Origin of the sequence: Natrinema sp. SYSU A 869 (assembly GCF_019879105.1) — an archaeon.
GTDB lineage: Archaea > Halobacteriota > Halobacteria > Halobacteriales > Natrialbaceae > Natrinema.
Genome location: NZ_CP082249.1, coordinates 1,787,912 through 1,810,250 on the forward strand (window position 1 = coordinate 1,787,912; position 22,339 = coordinate 1,810,250).

General features: G+C 63.2%; 17 protein-coding genes. 10 read left to right on the forward strand and 7 right to left on the reverse strand.

Going from position 1 to position 22,339, the window contains the following annotated elements; genetic code table 11:
* Positions 1-123: 123 nt before the first annotated feature.
* Positions 124-1,263, forward strand: a complete 1,140-nt coding sequence (locus K6I40_RS17120) for an acyl-CoA dehydrogenase family protein (protein WP_222920193.1) — start codon at positions 124-126, stop codon at positions 1,261-1,263.
* 126 nt (positions 1,264-1,389) lie between these two features.
* Here the strand turns inward: K6I40_RS17120 and K6I40_RS17125 are convergent, their stop codons facing one another.
* The gene (locus tag K6I40_RS17125; RefSeq protein WP_222920194.1) at positions 1,390-2,532 is read right to left on the reverse strand and encodes a thiolase family protein; all 1,143 of its coding nucleotides are present in this window, start codon (positions 2,530-2,532) and stop codon (positions 1,390-1,392) included.
* Positions 2,533-2,966: 434 nt separating this feature from the next.
* Here K6I40_RS17125 and K6I40_RS17130 point away from each other — a divergent pair, with 434 nt between their 5' ends.
* The 5 genes from K6I40_RS17130 (at position 2,967) to K6I40_RS17150 (ending at position 11,855) form a co-directional block, all read left to right on the forward strand.
* Positions 2,967-3,854 carry a 3-hydroxyacyl-CoA dehydrogenase family protein gene (locus K6I40_RS17130; protein WP_222920195.1) on the forward strand — a complete coding sequence of 296 codons (888 nt, stop codon included), beginning with the start codon at positions 2,967-2,969 and terminating at the stop codon, positions 3,852-3,854.
* A gap of 409 nt (positions 3,855-4,263) precedes the next feature.
* Positions 4,264-7,389 carry an FAD-binding and (Fe-S)-binding domain-containing protein gene (locus K6I40_RS17135; protein ID WP_222920196.1) on the forward strand — a complete coding sequence of 1,042 codons (3,126 nt, stop codon included), beginning with the start codon at positions 4,264-4,266 and terminating at the stop codon, positions 7,387-7,389.
* Between the two features lie 617 nt (positions 7,390-8,006).
* Positions 8,007-9,260, forward strand: coding sequence for an orc1/cdc6 family replication initiation protein (locus K6I40_RS17140; RefSeq protein WP_222920197.1), 1,254 nt, complete (start codon positions 8,007-8,009; stop codon positions 9,258-9,260).
* 619 nt (positions 9,261-9,879) lie between these two features.
* Positions 9,880-10,941 carry an ABC transporter ATP-binding protein gene (locus K6I40_RS17145; RefSeq protein ID WP_222920395.1) on the forward strand — a complete coding sequence of 354 codons (1,062 nt, stop codon included), beginning with the start codon at positions 9,880-9,882 and terminating at the stop codon, positions 10,939-10,941.
* Positions 10,938-11,855: an ABC transporter permease gene (locus K6I40_RS17150; protein WP_222920198.1), complete on the forward strand. Its 918-nt coding sequence runs from the start codon at positions 10,938-10,940 to the stop codon at positions 11,853-11,855. The genes K6I40_RS17145 and K6I40_RS17150 overlap by 4 nt, the downstream gene beginning before the upstream one ends.
* Positions 11,856-11,947: 92 nt before the next feature.
* Here K6I40_RS17150 and K6I40_RS17155 read toward each other — a convergent pair whose 3' ends face one another.
* Both K6I40_RS17155 and K6I40_RS17160 read right to left on the reverse strand, forming a co-directional pair.
* A complete protein-coding gene (locus K6I40_RS17155; RefSeq protein WP_222920199.1) occupies positions 11,948-12,649 on the reverse strand; it encodes a helix-turn-helix domain-containing protein in 702 nt (233 codons plus the stop codon).
* A gap of 180 nt (positions 12,650-12,829) precedes the next feature.
* Positions 12,830-13,870, reverse strand: a complete 1,041-nt coding sequence (locus K6I40_RS17160) for an Lrp/AsnC family transcriptional regulator (protein WP_222920200.1) — start codon at positions 13,868-13,870, stop codon at positions 12,830-12,832.
* A 1,149-nt stretch (positions 13,871-15,019) separates the two neighbouring features.
* Between K6I40_RS17160 and K6I40_RS17165 the strand changes: the two genes are divergently transcribed.
* The 3 genes from K6I40_RS17165 to K6I40_RS17175 all read left to right on the forward strand — a co-directional run bounded on the left by K6I40_RS17165 (position 15,020) and on the right by K6I40_RS17175 (position 17,607).
* Positions 15,020-15,298 (forward strand): hypothetical protein, encoded by a 279-nt coding sequence (locus K6I40_RS17165; RefSeq protein ID WP_222920201.1) that lies wholly within the window; start codon positions 15,020-15,022, stop codon positions 15,296-15,298.
* Complete coding sequence (locus K6I40_RS17170) at positions 15,295-16,452, forward strand: DUF4350 domain-containing protein (protein WP_222920202.1); 1,158 nt, start codon at positions 15,295-15,297, stop codon at positions 16,450-16,452. Before K6I40_RS17165 ends, K6I40_RS17170 begins: the two co-directional genes overlap by 4 nt.
* Positions 16,453-16,560: 108 nt before the next feature.
* Complete coding sequence (locus tag K6I40_RS17175) at positions 16,561-17,607, forward strand: MoxR family ATPase (protein ID WP_222920203.1); 1,047 nt, start codon at positions 16,561-16,563, stop codon at positions 17,605-17,607.
* Positions 17,608-17,655: 48 nt separating this feature from the next.
* Here K6I40_RS17175 and K6I40_RS17180 read toward each other — a convergent pair whose 3' ends face one another.
* The 4 genes from K6I40_RS17180 to K6I40_RS17195 all read right to left on the reverse strand — a co-directional run bounded on the left by K6I40_RS17180 (position 17,656) and on the right by K6I40_RS17195 (position 20,989).
* On the reverse strand, positions 17,656-18,534 hold the full coding sequence (locus K6I40_RS17180; protein WP_222920204.1) for a hypothetical protein: 879 nt from the start codon (positions 18,532-18,534) through the stop codon (positions 17,656-17,658).
* Positions 18,534-19,217 (reverse strand): hypothetical protein, encoded by a 684-nt coding sequence (locus K6I40_RS17185; RefSeq protein ID WP_255682125.1) that lies wholly within the window; start codon positions 19,215-19,217, stop codon positions 18,534-18,536. Before K6I40_RS17185 ends, K6I40_RS17180 begins: the two co-directional genes overlap by 1 nt.
* Positions 19,214-20,746, reverse strand: a complete 1,533-nt coding sequence (locus K6I40_RS17190; protein WP_222920205.1) for a DUF58 domain-containing protein — start codon at positions 20,744-20,746, stop codon at positions 19,214-19,216. Before K6I40_RS17190 ends, K6I40_RS17185 begins: the two co-directional genes overlap by 4 nt.
* 93 nt (positions 20,747-20,839) lie before the next feature.
* Complete coding sequence (locus K6I40_RS17195; protein ID WP_222920206.1) at positions 20,840-20,989, reverse strand: hypothetical protein; 150 nt, start codon at positions 20,987-20,989, stop codon at positions 20,840-20,842.
* Between the two features lie 176 nt (positions 20,990-21,165).
* Here K6I40_RS17195 and K6I40_RS17200 point away from each other — a divergent pair, with 176 nt between their 5' ends.
* On the forward strand, positions 21,166-22,338 hold the full coding sequence (locus K6I40_RS17200) for an NAD-dependent epimerase/dehydratase family protein (RefSeq protein ID WP_222920207.1): 1,173 nt from the start codon (positions 21,166-21,168) through the stop codon (positions 22,336-22,338).
* Position 22,339: the final 1 nt, after the last annotated feature.

Consider the following 22,339-nt stretch of genomic DNA (forward strand, 5'->3'; position numbering starts at 1 on the left):
GCTATCGGATCGATGTCTGCCGGCGAGTTTCCATCATGGCTGTCTATCGGACGGTTGAGTTAACAATACCAAAAAGATGGGATATCCGAAGCTACTTTGTAAGACGACACCAAGCAATCTATTATGACGTTCCAGCTGTCAGACGAACACAACGCGATCCGCGACGCCGTCCGCGAGTTCGGCGAAAACGAGCTGAAACCGGTCGCCGAGGAACACGACCGCGAACACAAGTACCCCGAAGAACTGCGCAAGAAGGCCGCCGAATACGACTTCGTCGCGCCGAACATCCCGCTCGAGTACGACGGTGCCGGGATGGACAAGATCTCTTCGACGATCGTCACCGAAGAGCTCTGGCGAGCCGACCCCGGTATCGGCTCAGCCGTCGGCAGTGCCGGCTTCGGGACTGACATGATCATCGAGTTCGGCGATGAGTGGATGAAAGAGGAGTGGCTGCCCAAGATCGCCAACGGGGAGACGGCCTCCTGTTCCATGATCTCCGAGCCCGCCCACGGGTCGAACGTCGCTGGCATCGAAACGGTCGCCGAGAAAGATGGCGACGAATACGTCCTCAACGGTAACAAGATGTGGATCACCAACGGGACCGTCGCTGACGTCGGCGTCCTGATGGCCAAGACGAGCCCCAATGCGGGTCATAAGGGTATCACCGCCTTCCTCGTCGAGATGGACCGCGACGGCATCACAACCGAGAAAATCACCAACAAGCTGGGCATCCGCGCCTCCGACCTCGCCGAGGTCGTCATCGATGACGTCCGCATTCCCGAGGAGAACGTCATCGGTGACGTCGACAAGGGCTTCTACCAGCTGATGGAGTTCTTCGCCTCCGGCCGCACCAGCGTCGCCGCCCAGGCCGTCGGTGCTGCCCAGGGTGCGCTCGACGCCGCCATCGAGTACGCCACCCAGCGCGAGCAGTTCGACCAGAAAATCTCCGAGTTCCAGGCCATCCAGCACAAGATCGCCGAAATGGCTACCAAGGTCGAAGCTGCCCGCTCGCTGACCTACCGCGCCGCGACCCAGGTCGAACAGAACAATCAGGACGTCGCCGCGCAGTACTCGAGCATGGCGAAGCTGTTCGCCTCCGAAATCTCGGTCGAAGTCGCCGACGAGGGCATCCAGGTCCACGGCGGCTCGGGCTACGTCACGGATTACCCCGCCGAGCGCTACTACCGCGACGCCCGCATCACGAAGATCTACGAAGGCACCAGCGAGATCCAGAAGAACATCATCGCCGACCAGATCCTGTAGCGCGGGACTCGAGACCGCGGACCCGACGCGAAACGTAGCAGTATTTTTGCAGTGGACGTGTCGCAAGCGACGAGTACCAATGGAGACGAACCGCGACTCGACCGAACGGGTCCGGCCCACCCGTCCCTACTGCTCCGGTACGCGGAACTCGACGGCTGCTCCCTGTCCGTAGCCGACGCACATCGTCGAGAGACCGAGCCCGCCGCCCCGCCGCTGGAGTTCGTGGATCAGGGTGACGGGGAGGCGAGCGCCCGAAGCACCCAGCGGGTGGCCGATAGCGATTGCGCCGCCGTTGACGTTGAAGGTATCGTCGTCGAAGCCGAGTTCGTCCCGGCAGTAGATCGTCTGGCTGGCGAACGCCTCGTTGAGTTCGACGAGATCGTAGTCGTCGGCGTCGCGTCCGTTTCGCTCCCAGATGCCCCGCACTGCGGGCACCGGACCGATCCCCATCACCGTCGGGTCGACGCCGGCGACGTTGTGATCTTCGATTTCCGCCATTATCTCGAGGCCCTGTTCCTCGGCGAATTCCTTACTCGTGATCAGGACCCCCGCAGCGCCGTCGGAGACCTGCGAGGCGTTGGCGGCGGTGACGGTGCCGTCCTCCCGGAATGCGGGCGGCAGACCGGCGATCTTCTCTTTCGTGGTGCCGGGTCGGAGCCCCTCGTCTTCCTCCATGAGGCCGTCCTCGGTCTCGATGGGGACGATTTCCTCGTCGAACGTTCCCGCCTCAGTGGCCTCGACCGCGCGCTGCTGGCTGCGGGCACCGTACTCGTCCTGCTGGTCGCGGGAGACGTCGTACTCCCGGGCGACGTTCTCGGCGGTTTGGCCCATCGCGAGGCCGGCCGCATCGTACTGTTCGGCGATCCCGGCATAGGAGTCGATCCCCTTCCGGCGCTCGTTGCGGGACATGTTCTCGACGCCGCCGGCGACGATGACCTCGCGCTGACCCGCCCGAATCGCGTCGCTCGCGCTCATGATCGCCTCCGCTGAGGAGGCACAGAGTCGGTCGATGGTGGTGCCGGGCACCTCCTCGCCGAGGTCCGACAGGAGGGCGATGACCCGTGCAATGTTATTGCTCTGCTCGTTGACCTGCTTGGCACAGCCCCACCTGATGTCGTCGACGTCCGCGCCCGAGAGTCCCGTCCGCTCGAGCATTTCGTTTACCAGCGGAACCGAGAGCTCTTCGCTACCTGTGTCGGCGTAGACGCCACCGTGTTTCCCCTGTGGAGTCCGGACTGCCTGGACAATAACTGGCTGCCGATCGCTCATTGGTAGTGAGTGGCTCGCGCTCCGGTACTAAAGTAACTCCGTTCCTTGCTATTCAGTCGGGAATGTTCGGCCTCGGCTCGGAACGAAGGGTGATGCACGTGCGGTGGCGCGCACTGGGCCGCGGCGAACTCGTGTGAGCCGCGGTCCGAAGCCGTGCGAGTCGGCTGGGGAGGACGTGGTGCCGTGTCGGGCGGGACTGAAAGGGGCTCTCGGGGCTTTCTGTGTATGAGAAACGCATTTCGGGTCGTCTGCTCACACTGGCAACGAGGGATTTACACGTCCTCACCGCCCGACTGCGGTCCTCGCTCCCTCCGTCGCTGTAGTCCTCGTCCACCGGAAGACACAGTAGATCGTAGCGATTCTGATCCGATACTGTACGAGCGCGGTTTGTTCGAAAGGGAACGCTTTTGATCGTTTCCGCAGAGGCTTCGCACATGCAAATCGCAGTCCTCGGAGCCGGTAGTATGGGACACGGAATCGCACAGGTCTCCGCAATGGCGGGCCACGACGTGGTTCTCCGGGACATCGAGGAGGACTTCGTCGAGGATGGTCTCGAGGGGATCCGAACCAACCTCCAGGGCGGCGTCGACCGGGACAAGCTCACCGAAGGCGAGATGGAAGCGACCCTCGAGCGCATCGAGGGGACGACGGACCTCGAGGCGGCGGTCGAGGACGCCGACCTCGTCGTCGAAGCGGTGCCCGAGGACATGGATCTCAAACAGGACGTGTTCTCGGACATCGAGGACGCGGCGAGCGAGGACACGGTCATCGCCTCGAACACCTCCTCGCTGTCGGTGACCGAGATGGCCAGCGCGCTCGAGCACCCCGAACGCGCCGTTGGCCTCCACTTCTTCAACCCGCCCCACATCATGGACCTTGTTGAGATCGTCATCGCTGAGCAGACCGACGAGCGCACCGAGGCGTTCGCCGTCGACTACGTCCAGGGGATCGAGAAGGAGGACGTCGTCGTTCGGGACACGGCCGGTTTCGCCACGTCGCGGCTCGGGCTGGCACTGGGCCTCGAGGCGATCCGGATGGTCGAGCAGGGCGTCGCCAGTCCGGCCGACATCGACGAGGGGATGGAAATCGGTTACGGCCATCCGATGGGGCCCCTCGAGCTGACCGACCACGTCGGGCTGGACGTGCGCCTGCACATCGCGGAACACCTCCGGGAAGAGCTCGGCGAGCGGTTCAAGCCGCCCCAGTCCCTGCGCCGGAAGGTCCGGGCGGGCAACCTCGGCAAGAAGACCGGCGAGGGCTACTACGTCTGGGCGGATGGCGAGCGCGTCGGCATGAGCGGCGAATGGGGCGACGACACGTAGGGGCCGCCATCGTCCGCTTCGATCCACGAGACAGGACCGGTTCGGAGACCGATACCCAACTCGTTAGGCGAGCCGTTTGTTTCGCTGCCACTGATACGAGAGAATACCGCCCGACGACTCGGGCGGCGGCCCCGGGGGCGCACGTGGAAAACTGACGGGGCTACTTTCGGATTCGACGGGGCCACTTTCAGATTCGACGGGGCCACTTTCAGATTCGGTCACCACCCCAGTATCGGAACGCCCACGTGCCAGCCGGGTGGTTCGAGATCCGCCACCCGGTCACTACCACTCCCCCTCGAGCGGTGATCGGACCCGTCGACTAGATAGGACGGAACCGGCATTAGGGGTCGGGGTGTCGCCGGATTGTCTGAATGCGGGTATTTTAGCCGCCCCTGAGCAAGGGTGACGTATGTCCCTGGAGCCGAGCGCCGACCCGGCCGCCGACCGGCGAGCGAACTACGACTATCGAAGCGACGACGTCGATCGCCCGGCCCTGGTCGCGGACCTTGAGACGATCGTCGACTGCGAGGTCCGTGCCGACTCCTACTCCCGCGAACTGTACGCGACCGACGCGAGTGCCTACGAGATGACGCCGATCGCCGTCGCCTTCCCCCAGTCGACGGCCGATGTGGCGGGAATCCTCGAGTACTGCGCGGAACGGCAGATTCCCGTCCTCCCGCGCGGTGGCGGGACGAGCCTTGCCGGCCAGACGGTTAACCGGGCCGTCGTGCTGGATTTTACCCGCCACATGAACGAGATCCTCGAGATCGATCCGGACGGCCGCAGTGCGACTGCCCAACCCGGAACGATCCTTGGGACGCTGAACGAGGCTCTCGCACCCCATGATCTCAAGTTCGCACCTGACCCGGCGTGGGGCGACAAGAGCGCCATCGGCGGCGCAATCGGGAACAACTCGACCGGCTCGCACTCCCTGAAGTACGGTAAGACCGACGCCTACATCGAGGAGGTCGAAGCCGTCCTCGCCGACGGCACCGTCACCCGGTTCGGCGAGGTCACCGTCGCGGAGATCGGCGAGCAGGCCGATCCTGATGGCGACCTCGAGGGCCGAATCTACGCCGAAGTCGAGCACATCCTCGAAGCGGATGCGGATCGCATCGAAGAAACGTATCCCGATCTCAAGCGCAACGTTTCCGGATACAACCTCGACCGACTCGTCGCCGAGGCCCGCGGGAACGAACTACCAGGCGGCGAGGAGACCGGCGAGCCCGGAACGGTCAACCTCGCGCGCCTGCTGGCCGGCAGCGAGGGCACCCTGGCGATCGTCACCGAGGCCACCATCTCGCTCGAGCCGGTGCCCGAGACGAAAGCGGTGTCCCTACTCTGCTATCCCGACCTCCACGAGGCGATGCGGGATGTCGTCCCGATCCTCGAACACGACCCCGCGGCGGTCGAGGTCCTCGACGACGTGTTGATCGATCTCGCCAGCGATACTGCGGAGTTCGGTCCCGTTACCGAGATGCTCCCCGAGGGGACGAACGCCGTCCTCCTCGTGGAATTCTATGCCGAGGACGCCGACCACGGCAAAGAGCAGGTCGCCGGGCTCCTGGCCGACCGCGTGCCGTCGGCGACGCCCGCGGCGGAGCCGACCGACGGTGCCCCGAGCAGTGACGCCGAGACGCTCGCGATCGAGGCCCTCGAGGCCTACGACGACACCGAGCGCGCGAAGCTCTGGAAGCTCCGCAAGTCCGGCCTGCCAATCTTGCTCTCGCGGACGACCGACGAGAAGCACATCTCCTTCATCGAGGACACCGCGATCCCGCCAGCGCGGCTCCCCGAATTCGTCGAGGGCTTCGAAGAGATCCTCGAGAAACACGACACCTACGCCAGTTTCTACGCTCACGCCGGCCCCGGCGTCCTCCACGTCCGGCCGCTCGTGAACACGAAGACCGAGGTGGGCCTCGAGCAACTCCACGGCATCGCAGACGACGTGACGGATCTCGTGGTCGAGTTAGAGGGGTCGGTCTCCGGCGAACACGGCGACGGCCGCGCCCGAACCCAGTGGAATCACAAACTCTACGGCGACGAGCTCTGGGAGACCTTTCAGGACCTCAAGACGGCGTTTGACCCCGACTGGATTCTGAACCCGGGGCAGGTCGTCTTCCGCGAAGACGTCTCCGCGAGCAGCGCGAGCGGAGGCTCGTCACGGAAAACCCGTGACGGTGATCCAACTGATCTGCGGGAGCACCTGCGGTTCGACCCCGACTACGAGTTCGAGACGGGGTTCGAACCCAAACTCGAATGGAACAACGATAACGGCATGCAGGGCATGGTCGAGCTCTGTCACGGCTGTGGGGGCTGTCGCGGCGAGCAAGAGACCACGGGCGGCGTGATGTGTCCGACCTACCGAGCGAGCCAAGAGGAGATCACGGCGACCCGGGGCCGGGCGAACGCGCTCCGGCAGGCCATGAGCGGTGATCTCGATCCGGACGAGGCCGTCTCCGACGAGTTCGTCGAGGAGGTGATGGGGCTCTGTATCGGCTGCAAGGGCTGTGCCATCGACTGCCCCAGCGAGGTCGACATGGCGAAGCTCAAGGCCGAAGTCACCCACGAGTACCACCAGCGCAACGGCGCGACGCTCCGAGATCGGCTCTTCGCCAACGTCGCGACCCTCTCGAAGTTGGGGAGTCAGTTCGCCCCGCTGTCGAACGCCCTGCCGAAGCTGCCGGGCGCGCGCAAGGCACTCGAGGTTACCCTCGGGATCGATGCCGACCGGCCGCTGCCGACGTTTCACGCGAAGACGTTTCGGGATTGGTTCCACGAGCGAGGCGGCGCTCGCGTCAGGGAGGCTGATGCCACCCGGAAGGTCGTCCTCTATCCTGACACCTACACTAACTACAGCCACCCCGAGGCCGGAAAGGCGGCCGTCCGCGTGCTCGAGGCCGCCGGCGTCCACGTCGCCGTCCCCGACGAACTCGGCGACACGGGCCGACCGGCGTTCTCGAAGGGGTTTCTCGAGAAGGCGGGAGACGCGGCCCGTGAGAACGTCAACGCACTCGCGCCGCGGGTCGCCGACGGTTGGGACGTAGTTGTCATCGAGCCCTCCGACGCGGTCATGTTCCAGAGCGATTACCTCGATCTGCTCTCCTCGGATGCGGCCGAAACGCTCGCCGACGCAACCTACGGCGTCTGCGAGTACATCGACAGCTTCCGGTTGGATGAGGAGATTACGTTCGGCGCGAATGCGGTGACGCATGAGCTTGTCTACCATGGCCACTGTCATCAGAAATCAGTCGCGAAGGACCACCACGCAGTCGGGGTCCTCCGGCGGGCCGGCTACGCCGTCGACCCGCTCGATTCGGGCTGCTGTGGCATGGCCGGCAGTTTCGGCTACGAGTCCGAACACGCCTCGATGAGCGACGCCATCGCCTCGATCCTGTACGACCAGGTCGACGACAGCGGCGGCGAGCGCGTCGTCGCCCCCGGAGCCTCCTGTCGCACGCAACTCGAGAACAGGCCCAACGTGTCCGAGGAGCCACCGACGCCGATCGAAGTCGTGGCCGAGGCGCTCGAGTAATCACGACTCGGGAGCAATATCTGCTGAAGACGATCGTTTGTTGCTGTCGGTCTTGGGTTGTTGCTGTTGGCCTCACTTTCTTGCTGTCGGTTTTGCACTATCTATCGAGAATACAACAATACACCCACACCCCGGGCGTCGAGTGTAGATGGACGAAAGGCTATGAGAGAGGCACTATCTGGCAGATTTAGGAATCGCTCGGATATCGATTGATCGGTTAGCATCAAATGACATGAATTAGATGGGGAAGATTTATAACTGATAGTTAGAAACAGTATCCGTACTCCATAAATATTGAAGGTGAGATAAGAGGGTGTGGATTTCTAGAAGCGCCGTTTAGCGTTTTTACGGTAGTTTTCGGCAATCTACACTCGACACCCGGGGTGTGGGTATCTCTTTCACCGCGTTCTCACGAGGCGTTCTCGTGTGACGACTGGATAAGCGCGCAGAACCCCACAGCTATGTCACAATCCAATTTCACTCGACACGAGGAAACCAGTCTGTGTGTTATATTGTGCGTAAAAGCCCTCGTTGCGCTGATTTATGCACTCTACATCCGACAACTGGTGTCTCTCAATCACTAGTCTATATATAACCCCCATCGGTACGTGACGGGTATGGAAGACGGCACCGGTAGCGAAAACGAGTCTCTCGAGGACTTCTGGGCAACGGAAGACCCGATATTCAGCCGCAAGGAACTCCTCGATATCGACCTCGTTCCGAACGAGGATCGAATTATCGGCAGAGACAGTGAAATCAAGAATGTTGCCTCGAGCATTCATCCCGCAGTGAAAGGCCAGTCTCCTCGAAATACACTCATTTATGGAAAAACGGGAACCGGCAAATCGCTTGTCGCGAAACACGTCACCAGAAGTGCCCAGCAGTATTCGGTCGAAAACGGGACGGAGCTGGGGAGAGCGTACATCGACTGTACACAGACGAAGACCGAAACACGCGTCGTGATTAATCTGGCTCAAACGCTGAACGATCCGGAGGAAACGGGCATCAGTATCCCTGTCACTGGATTATCGACTGACGTCTATTACGAGCGCTTTTGGTCGATTCTCGATCAACGCTACGATGTCGCGATCATCATTCTCGACGAAATCGACAAACTCCAAGATAGCGAGATCCTCATGCAACTGTCTCGCGCAGGGGAGGCCGGAAAACTGGACTCCTGTAATGTGGGGATTATCGCGATCAGCAACAAAATCTCGTTCAAGGAATCGCTCGATGAGCGAATCCTTAGTAGTCTGCAGGACCGTGAATTCGTGTTCCCACCATACGATGCGAATCAACTCCGCGAGATCATGTCGAATCGAGAGGATGCCTTCAGAGACGGCGTCCTTTTAGACGACGTCATCCCACTGAGTGCCGCGTTCGCTGCACAAGAGCACGGCGATGCGAGGAAGGCATTAGATATTCTCCGAAACGCCGGCGAACTGGCAAAGGACGAAGACGCCGAGGAAGTAACTGAAGATCACGTACGCAATGCTCGAGAGAGAGCCGATATCGACCGATTCTCCCAGCTCCTCGAAGGGCAACCAACGCAAATCAAGGCGTCCGTATACGCGCTGTCACTACTCGCGGAGCAACACAGCGACCGGGAAGAATTTGCGACTCGCGAGGTTTACGAGATGTACCAGACTATCACTTCAGATAGCGCTCTCGGAATCGAAACGCTCTCTCAGCGCCGAATGAGCGATAAACTCGACGAACAGGTGTTTCTCGATATTCTCGGACGGACTGAACGAGTCGGACGCGGGTACAGTAGCGGCGTGACGAATTACTACTACCTATTGGAGGATCCGTCCGTCGTACAGGCCGTTATTCACGACGATAATCGCTTTTCGGAACTCAATCGAACGTAACTAGGAGAAATTCACTCGACATCCGGGGTGGCTAGATAGATAGTAGATGGTAGATAGTAGATGGGTTTGGCAGGTGATTTCACTCGACACCTGGGGTGGAAGACAATTCAGACGGCGCTCTCTCGAGGGACGTGTCTCGCTATCACATTTCACTCGACAGTTGGGGTGTTCCTATTCGTATAGTTAGGTTATAGGGCGTCTATCCCCTGATTTAGCACACTTACATTCGACACCTGGGGTGGTAGTCCGCAGACGAGTTCACTCGATACGTGGGGTATCAGGACCTGTCCACACTCGATACTCGGCTTCGAGACGATTCATTCGACAACTGGTCTGGCTCACGGATTCGTATCGGTATCGCATTTCATTCGACAGCCGGGGTAGCATGTTCTGGAGTGGAATCGACGGCTCACGAACTCATGGCGGACGCTCGAGTGAGCGACCAAGTGGCGTTTAGACGGTGTTCGCGTTTTGACGGTGTTCAAGTTGAGAACAGGCGAGGGATGAGGCGTGTTTCGCGGACTCGAGCGCGACCCTTTTCAAACGCCACATAGCTGAGAGAAGCGGCTACCCGAGTCACCGCCCTTTCTTCGAGTCCGCTATGTCGACTCGAAACTCGATGACCGAGACCGCACCGAGTTCGGAACAGTCAGGGCAAATCGACGCGTCGCTCGCTATCGACGCCGAGAACGTTCACGTCACGTACGCTGACGGAACCAAAGCCGTTCGCGGCGTGTCGCTCAGCGTCCAACCGGGCGAGTGTTTCGGGTTCGTGGGTCCGAACGGGGCGGGAAAGACGACCACGATACGGACGCTCGTCACGTTGCTATATCCCACCGAGGGAGCCGTCTCCGTCAACGGCTACGACGTTCGAACCGATCCGCAGGCGGTCCGCGAATCGATTGGCTACATGGCGCAGGAGACCAGCGTCGACGAGGAACTGACCGCCCGCGAGAACGTCCGGTTCGCCTGTGAACTGTACGGCGTCCCGAAGGCCGACCGAGCGGACCGCATCGCGGAACTACTCGAGATCGTCGGCCTCGGGGACGTCGCCGACACGCGGGCGGCGAACTTCTCCGGCGGCATGCAGAAGCGATTGGACGCGGCCACGGCACTGGTCCATCGACCGTCCGTAGTGTTCCTCGACGAACCGACCGTGGGCCTCGATCCGGAGGCGCGACTGCGGCTGTGGGACCATCTCGAGGGACTCCTCGAGCGCGGGAGCACCATCTTTCTTACGACGCAGTACCTCGACGAGGCCGATCGCCGCTGTGATCGGCTCGCCCTGCTCCGGGATGGCGAGGTTGTTGCGACCGATACGCCGGCCGCGCTCAAGTCCCGCGTCGGCGGTGACGTGTTGGCCCTGCAGTTTGCCGACGACGTCGATCACCGGATCGCACGGGCGAAGCGCGTCGTGCGTGAGTCGGATGCGGTCGATCCCGTGGCGATCGAGACGACAGAGAACGGGCTCACCGTCACGGCGGCGACCGCTCGTCGGAGCGCCCACGACCTGTTCGTCGCGCTCTCCGAGGCGGGGATTCGCGTGACCGGGTTCGACGTCCGATCGCCGACGCTGGACGACGTCTTCCTCTCGCTGACCGGCGACCGCCCCGACCGCTCCGAGTCGGGCGACGGACCGCGCTGGGCGTCCGCGGCCGCAAAACGGGAGGGATCGCGATGAGTTCGGGACCCGAACCGTCGGCGGGGGTCTCCCGCGACGAGGGACGGAGGGCCGCGGGGAACGGTTTCGTCGCCGATACGCTGGTCTCCCTCAAGCGGTGGCTCGTCAAAACGTCGCGGAGCCCGTTCGTAACGTTCTCCTCGCTCGTCCAGCCCGTCGTCCTCTTTGTGTTGATGGCGTCGGTCTTCGGAGCCGTCGCGGAGGGCGCGCTCGCTGACGCCTACGGCGACGGCGTCCACTACGTCGCGTTTCTCACGCCGGCTATCGTGATTCAGTCCGCACTTGCCGCGGCGGCGGTCTCCGGCATCGGGCTGGTCAAAGACATGGAAACGGGGATGTTCGACAAGACTCTCGTGTCACCGATCGACCGGGGCGCGATGCTCCTCGGGAAGGTGCTCTCGGAACTGCTCCGCGTCGCCGTCCAGACCGTCGTCATTCTGGTACTGGGCGCTCTCATGCTTCGCTCCTCCGGCGGGGCCGCTGGCAGTGCGTACCTGGCGACCGGACTGGCGGGTATCGTCGGGATCATCGGGATCACCGTGCTCTTCAGCCTCGTCTTTGTGGCGTTCTCGAACATCGTCGCGCTTGTCACGCGCGATGAGGAGGCGACGATAATGATCGCGAACCTGCTGACGTTTCCGCTCCTGTTTTGCTCGAGCGCCTTCCTGCCGCTGACTGTCCTGCCGGACTGGATCCGGACTGTCGCAGTTGTCAACCCCGTCACCTACGGCGTCGACGGGGTTCGAGCCCTCGTGCTCGGAGCGGACGTGACGACGGTCGTCGACGTGACCGCGTTCGGGGGGCTCTGGAACACCGTCGCGCCCGCGGCAGCGGTGCTCGCGCTCTTCGCACTGGTGCTGGGTGCGATCGCCGGCAAACTGCTCGAGAGCGCCTGGAAAGCCGAGGTCCGGTAGCAACGGCCCACGCCGCTCTCGCGTCGATTTCCGACGGCCGGGCACCATACTAGCCCGCGGATCGTCTCCACACTACCACTACCTTCAAAGGGTCACAGCGGCGTTCGCCCTCCTGGCCCCACTCGATCGCTCGAGGCGATGGTCGTCTCGACGAGGTGGGTCTGTGCCCGCCGGAGTCGCTCGGAGAGTGACGACGCGGAGATCCCGAGTTCGGCGGCGACGTCCTCGAGCGACGCCGTCCGCGGGATCTCAAAGTATCCCATTTCGTAGGCGATTCGGACCGCCTCGAACTGGGGGTCGGTCAGTCCGTCGTCTGTCGCCGCGGCGTCGGTCCCGCGAGTAAGTCTGCAGAGCCTGAACGCACCGTTCCGTTGCCAGAAGGTGCGAAAGTCGTCCAGTGTCTCCATATCGGCAAATCTCCCGGTCTGGACCCAGCCGGTCGGCGTGACCCGGATCCGATCGATGATCGAGTCCGTGTGCGCCAGCGCGCGGAGCGCTGCGAGGTCGTCGACCGCCTCTCCGAGTTGGTCCTCCATCCCGACGCTCGGCAGTATCTTGTACCGACGTCGCTGGTCCGTTCGGTCGATCAGCGAGTACTCCCCCACGAACGTTGCCGACTCGAAGGCTTGTTCGACCCGTTCGGGCGAGTCGTGGATCACAGTGGTGATAAACGGTGGGTGACGGCCCTGATCGGGACCGATCATGGTTTCGAGCGTCGCCTCGGGGAACGTCTCGGCCACCTCGACGAGCGGGAGCGACTCGCAGATAATCTCGTATTCGGCGACGAGTTCCATACTCAGTCTGAGTCGACGGCATCGGATATACCGCCCGAAATTGATAACTGTCTGTCAGACCGTGCCATTGCTATCGGCGAACCGTCCGCTGGTCAGACGGGCGGCGAGGCGACGGGGCGGCGAGGCGACAAGGTGACGGGTTGATGGGTAGACAGGAGGGTGAGGCAGCAAGACGGCGACTCAGCGGCCGACCAGATCGTCGTAGCGCGCGCCGGTCTGCTTCAGCGTCTCGGTCGAGTAGAGCCGTTCGTGATCGACGGGGAGATAGTCGGCAGCGAGTTCGTCGATCTTCGCGTCGACGGCCTCCGAATCGCGGCCGTGGATCATCGTAAACAGGTTGTACGGCCACTCCTGCTCGGGACGGCGGGGCCGATTGTAACAGAGCGTAACGGAGGGCAGCCCACCCGCTCGCTCGCCCCACTCGTCGAGTTCACCGTCGGGCACGTCCCAGACGACCATGCAGTTGGCGTCAAAGCCCGTCACGACGTGGTTGATCACGCAGCCGATACGCTTGAGATAGCCACCCTCGAGCAGCCGTTCGACGGCCGCGAGCACGTCCTCGACGGCGTAGCCGACTTCCCCCGCGATGTCGCGGTACGGCGTCGCCGACAGCGGGAACCCGTCCTGAATTTCGAGTAAGAGTTCGGCCTCGAGCGCGGAGAGATCGCCCGCCGCTTCCTCGCTGATCCGAGTCGCAGAGGAGTCTAATCGCTCCTCAAGGGATTCGCGGGCGAAGCGATCGCCGTTGACGACGGGGAACTCGAGGTCGATGTAGTAATCGGTCAGCATCGGCAGATTCAGGACGCCACAGCCGGTACGGTGCTCGATTTCGGCTAAAATGTCGTCGCGGGCGGCCTGCGAGCCGGCGGTGACGACGAACCACATGTTCCATTCGTGATCGCGGGCGTAGTTGTGGTTGACCTGTCGGTAGTCGTTGATGATCGCGGCGACCTCCGTGAAGCGGTCCGCGGGTGCCTGCACTGCGGCGAGCGTCGACGAGCCGATCACGGGCGGGTTGAGGACGGCACCGAACCGGCGGACGATACTGGCCTCCTGCAGGGCGCGGACGCGGTCGATCGCTTCTGATTCGTCAATTCCGAGATCGGAACCAACGCGGCGGAATGGGCGTTCTTCGATCGGGAAGCCGCTCTGATAGCCGTCGATCAGCGCTGCGTCCACGTCGTCGATGGCCTCGCGCCAGTTCCCCGACAGGGTACTCATTGGTTACCCTAGGGAGAAGAGGGCCGTATCGTTTTCGGGTCTGCTCGAGTCGGCCCAGTGGGTCGCGCGGAGACAGCGGGATTTCTCGCAACGGAGTGTGACGCTCGAGCCAATTTCGGCGGTATCGTGTGTTGCATCAATGCAAGGTGACATCGCGCTTGTGAAATCGAGCAGCCAGTTTTCAGATACTAACCACCAGCCTTGAATAATACTATAGTTCCAGATAGTTATCGCCGAGTGGGATCGCATCCCGGCACAGAGTAGCCAGGAAATCCATACAGTATTTGGGAGTAAGACAGAGTCCGTCTCCAGTTGTCACCGGGACCATAATTTCGACTAGCTAAATCGGCTCATCGAACGACTGATCCGACGGATCGAATTGGGATCGTCACCAAGAAACCGCGCTGTGATTGCGAGAGTTGCAAGCAGACACCGACAACTGATAGCGGGTTCGGTGAGCGTGGCGGCGTGTCTTTTGCTCCACGAGTCCTCGAACGACCGCTATCGCAGACGTATATTTTCTGTCTATCCGGTGACGAGGTTCCGGCTTCCCTCTCTCGGTAACAGTCTATCTCCGATACGAAACGAGCGATAATGGACCTCGAGAGAAGCTATCTTATAGAATATGTTTCGTAGTACTTCCCAGAACAGGTACCATTCGAAATCGACAAACAATCACTCGTCGAAACGGGACTGTCGCGGATGGCGGCTGTTGCCGACTTCGTCTGGTCACGGAGAGGGTATCTGATTTTCGAGGAAATGGGTGTAACACCCCACAACGCCGTCCGCCACGGCGGTCACGAGTGGGTCGGATAGGTCTCGCAAACGGACCATCCTCGCGGTAGCCGCAGCTGAACGGCGGCGATCGACTGCGACGGAATGGATTACAACCATACGTGTGTAATAATCTTGGCAGTCGAACGGCCCGAGCAGGGCCTCGTTTGATGGAGGTATTCCAGAGACAGATGGTTTTGAACGAAGGCAATGATTATATAATTATTGTTCATGCCATAACCACAAAAACACCGCACGAGACGCGCTATAGTTGAGTATCATACTGACAGGCTCATATCATTGATGGGAATAACCGATCCCTATCTCTCGTTACTCACCGCATAGTTAGATATATTGACAGCGAAGGACGGCTGAATGGCGACTCCGCGCCGGATGCGGTTTATCCGTGGACAGCTCGCTTGGATGGTAGCGACGGTACTCCTCCTGTCAGTGCTCGGCTCGCTCTCCGCCGAACTGTTCTTCGTCTGTTCGCTAATCGGGCTGCTCGTCGTCACCGAGCTCACTGCACCGGTCAGCGTGACGCCGACGTGGCGATCACGGTTGACGTGGCTCACGCTGCTTGGTCTCGTCGGGTTCACCGCGCTCGTCGTCCACCGGCTTCTCGAGTTGGTCCCACCGGCGGTGATCCCGTGAGCTGGCACGCCGGAACGGTCGACGAGGAGGGAATCGTCTGGCCACGTGCCCTGCTGGTCGCGCTCGCACTGGCGACCGTCGTCGCGCTTGGGGTCCTCGCGGCGACGTCCACTGCGGCATTCAGTCCACACAATCCCGCCTGGGACGGCGCGACCGGCCTCCGCGACGAGATCGAAGCCGATCCCGACGTCGAGAGCGAACTCGTCCGTGATCCGGACAGATACGAGGCATTCTCGAACGAATCCGCTGCCAACGGGACGGTCGCGTTCGTCGTCGCACCGGACGATTCCTACACCGATGCGGAGGCCGCGCGGATCAGGACGTTCGTCGAGAACGGCGGCACGCTCGTCGTCCTCGAGAACGTCGGCGAGAACGGGAACAAGCTACTGGCCGATGTCGGTGCGGCGGCCCGCACGGACGGACGCCTGCTACGCGACGAGTACGAGAACGACGGGGGGCCGGCGATGCCGGTCGCGACCGGCGTCGAGAACCACTCGCTGACCGACGGGGTCGACCAGCTGACGCTCAATTACGCGACAGCGGTCGACCCAGGATCGGAGAATACGACGGTACTCGCCACGACGAGCGATCTCGCCTATCTCACTGCGGACGATGACCAGCTTGACCAGGAAGACGAACTCGGAACGCACCCGGTCGCGACCGTAGAAAACGTCAGCCGCGGACGAGTCGTCACAGTCGGCGATCCGAGTCTCGTGATCAACGCGATGCGCGACCGACCGGATAACGATCGATTCGTCCGGGAACTGTACGGCGATGCGGACCGTGTCCTGCTGGACGTCTCGCACACCGCCGACGTCCCACCGCTGGCCGCCGCGGTCCTGACGATACGCGCCGTCCGACCGCTGCAGCTGCTGCTCGGGGTCGGCGGCATCGCCGCGATCGCGGCGGCATCCGGGCGACGCGCCCGCTCAGTCGCGGCGCGCGCTCGGCGACTACTGCCCGGAAACCGCTCCCGACGCGCCGACCCGCACGATGGCTCGGCATCATCAGTCCGGTCGTCGTCCTCGGTGTCCGTCCTGTCCGACGCAGAGCGGGAAGCGATTGTTCGACGGCGACATCCCGAGTGGGACGATGATCGGATCCAGCGCGTGATAGCGGACGGTAACCGTATCCGACGGGACCACGATGACTAGGATGACTACGATGATGTCGACTGAACGGGTCCAATCCGCGCGGCGGAACGGAGACGCGACGAACGAACCCGTCCGAAGCTACCCGATAGGCCATACACGAGACTACGAATGAGCGAGAACGATCCAAAATCCGACGGCAGTCGTACAGACACGGGCGATCCGGAAGCGATCTTCGACGCGTTACGCGCGGAGATCGGCCGCGTCCTCGTCGGCAACGACGACGCGGTCGAACTGCTTACGATCACGCTGCTGACTCGCGGCCACCTCCTGCTCGAGGGGGTCCCCGGCGTGGCGAAGACGACGCTCGCGAACCTCTTCGCCCGCGCGAGCGGCCTCGAGTATAATCGTGTTCAGATGACGCCGGATATCCTCCCGGCGGACATCACGGGGACGGAGATCTACCGCAAGAACAGGGAGACGTTCGAACTCCAGCGAGGCCCTGTCTTCGCGAACGTTGTCGTCGCCGACGAGATCAACCGCGCGACGCCGAAGACCCAGAGCGCCCTGCTCGAGGCTATGCAGGAGCGTCACGTCACCATCGGCGGGAAGACGCTCGAGTTGCCACAGCCGTTTATGGTCATCGCGACGCAGAATCCGATCGAGATGGAGGGCGTCTTCGAACTGCCGGAGGCCCAGCGCGATCGCTTCCAGTTCAAACACCGGATCGGGCTCCCCGGCGAGGACGACGAACTGGAACTCGTCGACCGCTTCGATGACGAGCCGATGCTCGGGCCGACGGCGGTCGAGCAGGTCGTCGACCGCGAGGAAATACTCGAGGCACGGGAGCGTGCCGACGCCGTTCACGTCGCTCGCCCGGTCAAGAAGTATCTCGTCGATCTCGTCGGGGAGACGCGAGCCCATCCCGATGTCGCTCACGGAGCGTCACCGCGGGCGACGCTCGCGTCTCTCGACGGGGTCAAGGTACGGGCCGCGATCCGCGGTCGCGGGTACGTCATCCCGGACGATGTGAAGGCACTGGCCGAGCCGATTCTGGCGCATCGACTCGTGTTGACGACCGACGCCGGACTGAGCGACGTCGCTGCGGACGAAGTCGTCGCGGATGTCCTCGAGTCCGTCGATGTTCCGGGGACTGAGACCGCGCTCGAACAGGAGGCCGTGAGCGACGGTGGCGACGACACCTACCCGACGGAGTGAGCCAGTCCGAGAGAACACCGGTCCCGGCAGTCGGACACGCGAGGAGAGTCACGCTGGCTCCCATCGACAGGTGATCAGCCACTCGGTTCGCTCCTCGCCAGGATCGACCTCGAGTTCGATCGACTGATCGAGGGCGTCGGCGAACCCGGCCGCGAGAAACGAGGCGACGGGATGATCGAACCGATCGACGTCGCCGAAGGCGGACGATTCGACGGCGATGGTCGCGCGTCCGTCGTCGGCATCAACCGCCGGATCGGCGCTGGTCGCGAGTTCGAACTGTTCGACGAGTCCGTCAGCGAGCCGTGTCGCAGCGGCCGTCGGCTCGGCCGGGAGCGGCTCGTCGAGCGTCCGCTCGAACTCTGCGAGGAGCCTTCCGCCGGTTGGTGCGAGGACGAGGCCCCGTTCCGCCGATCTGGTACTGATGGGGCCCGAACGGTCGTCGGGAAGGGTATACTCGGCCCGCTGTGGGACGAACAGACGGATCGACGACGCACCGGTTCCGGGGAGATAGAGGCGTTCGTCTCGGAGGGCGAGTTCGTCTGCCAGGGCCTGCGCGTTCGTCGCGGCGGCGGCGTAGACGCAGTCACCGACATCGGCGGCGACGAACCGACCGGGAGTGAGATAGTAGGTGAGTATCGCGCCGAACAGACCGGTCGCGCCGAGGGCGAACAGGACGTTTCGCCCGTCGGAAAACAGGCCACCGCCGAGGGCGGCGAGCACGCCAACGACGGCGAGCCATCGGGCGGTTCGGCGGTACGTCCCCCGCATCGCGCGTGCGTACTCCGCCCGGAGGCGAGCGTTCTCCTCGGCCAGTAGTTCCGCTCTGGCAGCCGCCTCGTCCCGGTCTGAGGACGATCCTGCAGCGGCGTCGTCGCTCTGTGACAGTCGTGAGTCGGTCCGATCTAGGTCGTCAGTGCTCTGAGTCATCAGTAGGTATCAGCGTCGGCTGGCGAGTCCGCGTCCGGCGGCGACGAACCGACGTGCTCCGTCGCCGCAATCGCTGTGTCGGTGGTCAACTCGCTCGACCGTTGCCGCGAATCGGGACGGTCGCGTTCCCCTCGGTCGAGGACGAAGACGAGTCCGTATCGATGGAGTCCATAGACGCCACCGGCGAGCGCGGCGAGTGACGCGACGGCGGCCATCCAGAGCGGCCGCCCCGCCGGACCCAGCACGGCCCAGGCGATTCCCGCGAGGCCCCCGGCGCTCACGAGTGCGGCTGCAGCGTGGCCGATCTGAGCGCCCCTCGCCGTTCGCGGGGCTGAGGCGAGCACGAGCGCGACGAACCCGGCCTCGACGATCGCGAACGGGAACGGGTCAATCCCGGCAGGAAAGAGCCCGATGAGCGCAACGTGGCCGACCGCGACCGCAGATGGCGTCTCGAGCGCGTACCAGACGGCGACAGTTGCGATGCCGGCGATCGCACCCGGTCGGCCGGCCGCGTGGGAGAACGCCGCGACGAGCGCTGCGAGCCCCAGGACCATCGACACGTCGAGATCCGTCGACCGGCTGTCGGCGGCTGCGCGTGCGCTCTCGTCGCTCTCGGTCGGCCCCGTTGCGTCGTCGCCGTCGTTGCCGTCGGCCTCGGCGGCCGCGGGCGGCCGATCGCTCATCGTCGCTCACCCCATTCGCGCCCGGCCGCGAGGACGGCCGCGAGTCGATCGCCGGGCCCGACTTCGAACGCGCGGACCCGGTCGAGTCGCCCGATATCACGGCGCAATGCCTCGAACTCGAGGTAACGGTCGTACGCTCGTTCGACGTCGTCGATGCCGCTGGGTTCATAGAGCACCGTGGGTGCGAGAAAGACCGTGACGGCGGCGTTGTTCGCGCGGGCCATCGACACCGTCTCGCGAAGTTCGGACGGCTCGGCGTCGTCGGTGAAGATGACGGCCCACGTCGAGGACGCGTTCGACGTCAGTGCCGTCTCCACGGCGTCGAAGAGCGGTCGCTCCCGAACACGGCGGTAGTACCGCTGGGAATCGGCGTAGAACGGACGGAGCGTCTCGGCGAAGGAGTCGCCGTCGGCCTCGAGATCGCGAACTGAGCGACGAGCCGTCGCCCGCGTCGGCCGGTCGTGAATCGACGGATCGGGGCCGGCGGTCGTCCGAGTCGGGCGTCCTCGCTCGGTGTGCCCGCCGTCGGTCGCTTGTGATGGCGTTCGAGCGGCCGGCTCGGCAGCGCTCCGGGCGGTCGGTTCCGACGGCGTCGGCTCGATGTCGAGGAGTTCGCGGCGAACCGTCGCATACGTCTCGGCCGTCGCCGTAGGATCGATACGGGTCGTCACGCCGCGGTCGTCGACGCCAACGAGCCCGAGCGGGTCGTCGAGTTCACGGGCACTTTCAGCCGTCGAGAGCACTACCTCACGGAGGTAGTCGAGTTTCGTCTCTGCCGGTGGGCCAGTCGAGAGGGATCGGCGGTGATCGACCACGAGGAGGGTCCGACGCGTCGTCTCGGTCTCGTACTCGCGGACGTGGGGCGTCGCGAGCCGCGCGGTCGCCTTCCAATCGATCCGCTTGGCCGCGTCCCCAGGAACGTGTTCCCGTATTTCGGCCGGCTCGATCCCGCGGCCCGACCGGCGTAGCGTGTGTGCACCGTACAGGCTCGTGAGCCGATCGCCGCCCTCACCGACGTGAATTTGCTGGGGGCCTCGCGACTCGACCGAGACAGTCGGTTGCTCGGCCGTTGCGAACGTCTCGACGAACCGACCGTCGGTCGCGGTCACTCGAGCCGCATCGAACCGGTGGCGACCGACGACCGGCCACGTGACGGCCACGGTCTCCGTTGTGGCCGTCGCATTGGGCTCGAGCGCGACGCCCGTCGCGTCACGGTCCGGCGTCGTCGCCGCGGTCGGCAGGCCAGCGTCCACGTTGAGGGAGAGGAGCGCCGGGTCCGCGAGCCTGGCGTCCATCGTTACCGGCGTCGACTCGTCGGCTCGAACGGTCGCGGACGGAAGTGATCGCGTCACTGAGAGTCGGCGTCTCGCTCGGTCGAGCGCAGCGAGAAACGAGTACTGTGACGCGAGGATCCACGCGCCGATCAGTACCGTTCCCGCCAGGGGGAGCGGACGATCGATGACGACCGCGAACGCGGCCAGAAACCCCGCGAGGGAGAGGCTAGCCCAGAGTTCACGCGTCAGTCGCATACCGTTTGTCACGTCCCATCGGGACAGTGTTGAAGCTACTGGTCATCACCACCCATTGCAACATCGCGCCGTAAAACAGATCGAACCGAAGACTTACTCCTCGTCGCGGCCCTCGCTGAGGTGTTGCCAAATTTCGACGCAGCCCACGCCATCATCGATATCGTCAATCAGTTCCTCGTCAGTCGCTTCGCCGGGTCGTTCACACGTCTCTGACGACTCGTCGGAATCGCTTGTCTCAGCCATACGAACCGTGTTGCGACGCCGGTAGCAATAAATTTGCTGCACTAGAATCTTATACTATTATCTTTTCATAACGAAGAAATCTAGGATGGGGAGTAAATAATAGTGGTGTGATTATCATAGGGACTTTCCAATGGATACATTTTTTGCTATCGTTCGGCTCACTACCTAATAGCATCATGTCAATGCTGCTCACCGGTGGAGACGGATATATAGGCTGGCCCACAGCAGTTCGCATCGCTTCCCGAACCGACGATCAAATCGTCCTCGTCGACAACTTCGGGCGACGAGACTGGGTCGAAACCGTCGGATCGACGAGCGCAACGCCCGTCGTTTCGATGGCGGAACGGCTCGAGGCGGCCAGCGAGGTCCACGGCGTTCGGAACCTCTCGTTCGTCGAGGGAGACCTCACTGACGGCGAGTTCGTCGACCGACTGATCCGAATTCACGAACCCGAGACGATCGTCCACACGGCGGCCCAACCGTCGGCACCGTACTCCCAGATCAGCCGCGATCGGGCGAATTTCACCCAGCACAACAACCTCCAGGCGACGCGGAACCTCCTGTGGTCGCTGCAGGAACACGGCCTCGAGGACACGCACTTCATCGAGACCACGACGACCGGGGTGTACGGCGCGCCCGAGTTTCCCATCCCGGAAGGCGGGGCGACGATGGAACACCGTGGCGAGCGCGACGACGTTCCGTTTCCGGCGATGGCCGGGAGCTGGTATCACCTGACGAAGTCCCACGACGCGGCGAACATGCGGCTGGCACACGACCAGTTCGACATTCCGGTATCAGACGTTCGGACGGCGATCACCCACGGCACCGAAACCACCGAGACGGCGGCCGACCCCAGACTCGGGACGCGGTTCGACTTCGACTACTACTTCGGCGTCGTCGCACACCGGTTCTGCGCGCAGGCCGTCGCCGGCTATCCGATGACCGTCTACGGGCGCGGCGAGCAGCGCAAGCCCTTCATCGCGCTCGAGGACGCCGTCGAGGGACTGGCGCGACTGGCACTTACGGATCCGAACGAGCGCCCCGACGACCACACTGTCTACAATCAGGTCACGCGATCGATCAGCATCGTCGAGATCGCCGAGACCGTCGCTGACGTGGCGAATGAGTTCGGGTTGGGCGTCGAGGTCGAGCACTTCGAGAACCCACGGTCGGAGGACGAGACCCACGCAATGGAGATCGAAAACGATCGCTACGAGGCGTTAATCGATGGCCGCACGACGTCGTTCGAAGCGAGCGTTCGCACGATCCTCGAGACGCTGCTCGAGCACGAGGACGTCATCGTCGCGCACGAAGACCGCTTCCTCCCCAGCGTTTTGAGCGAGGGCTGAC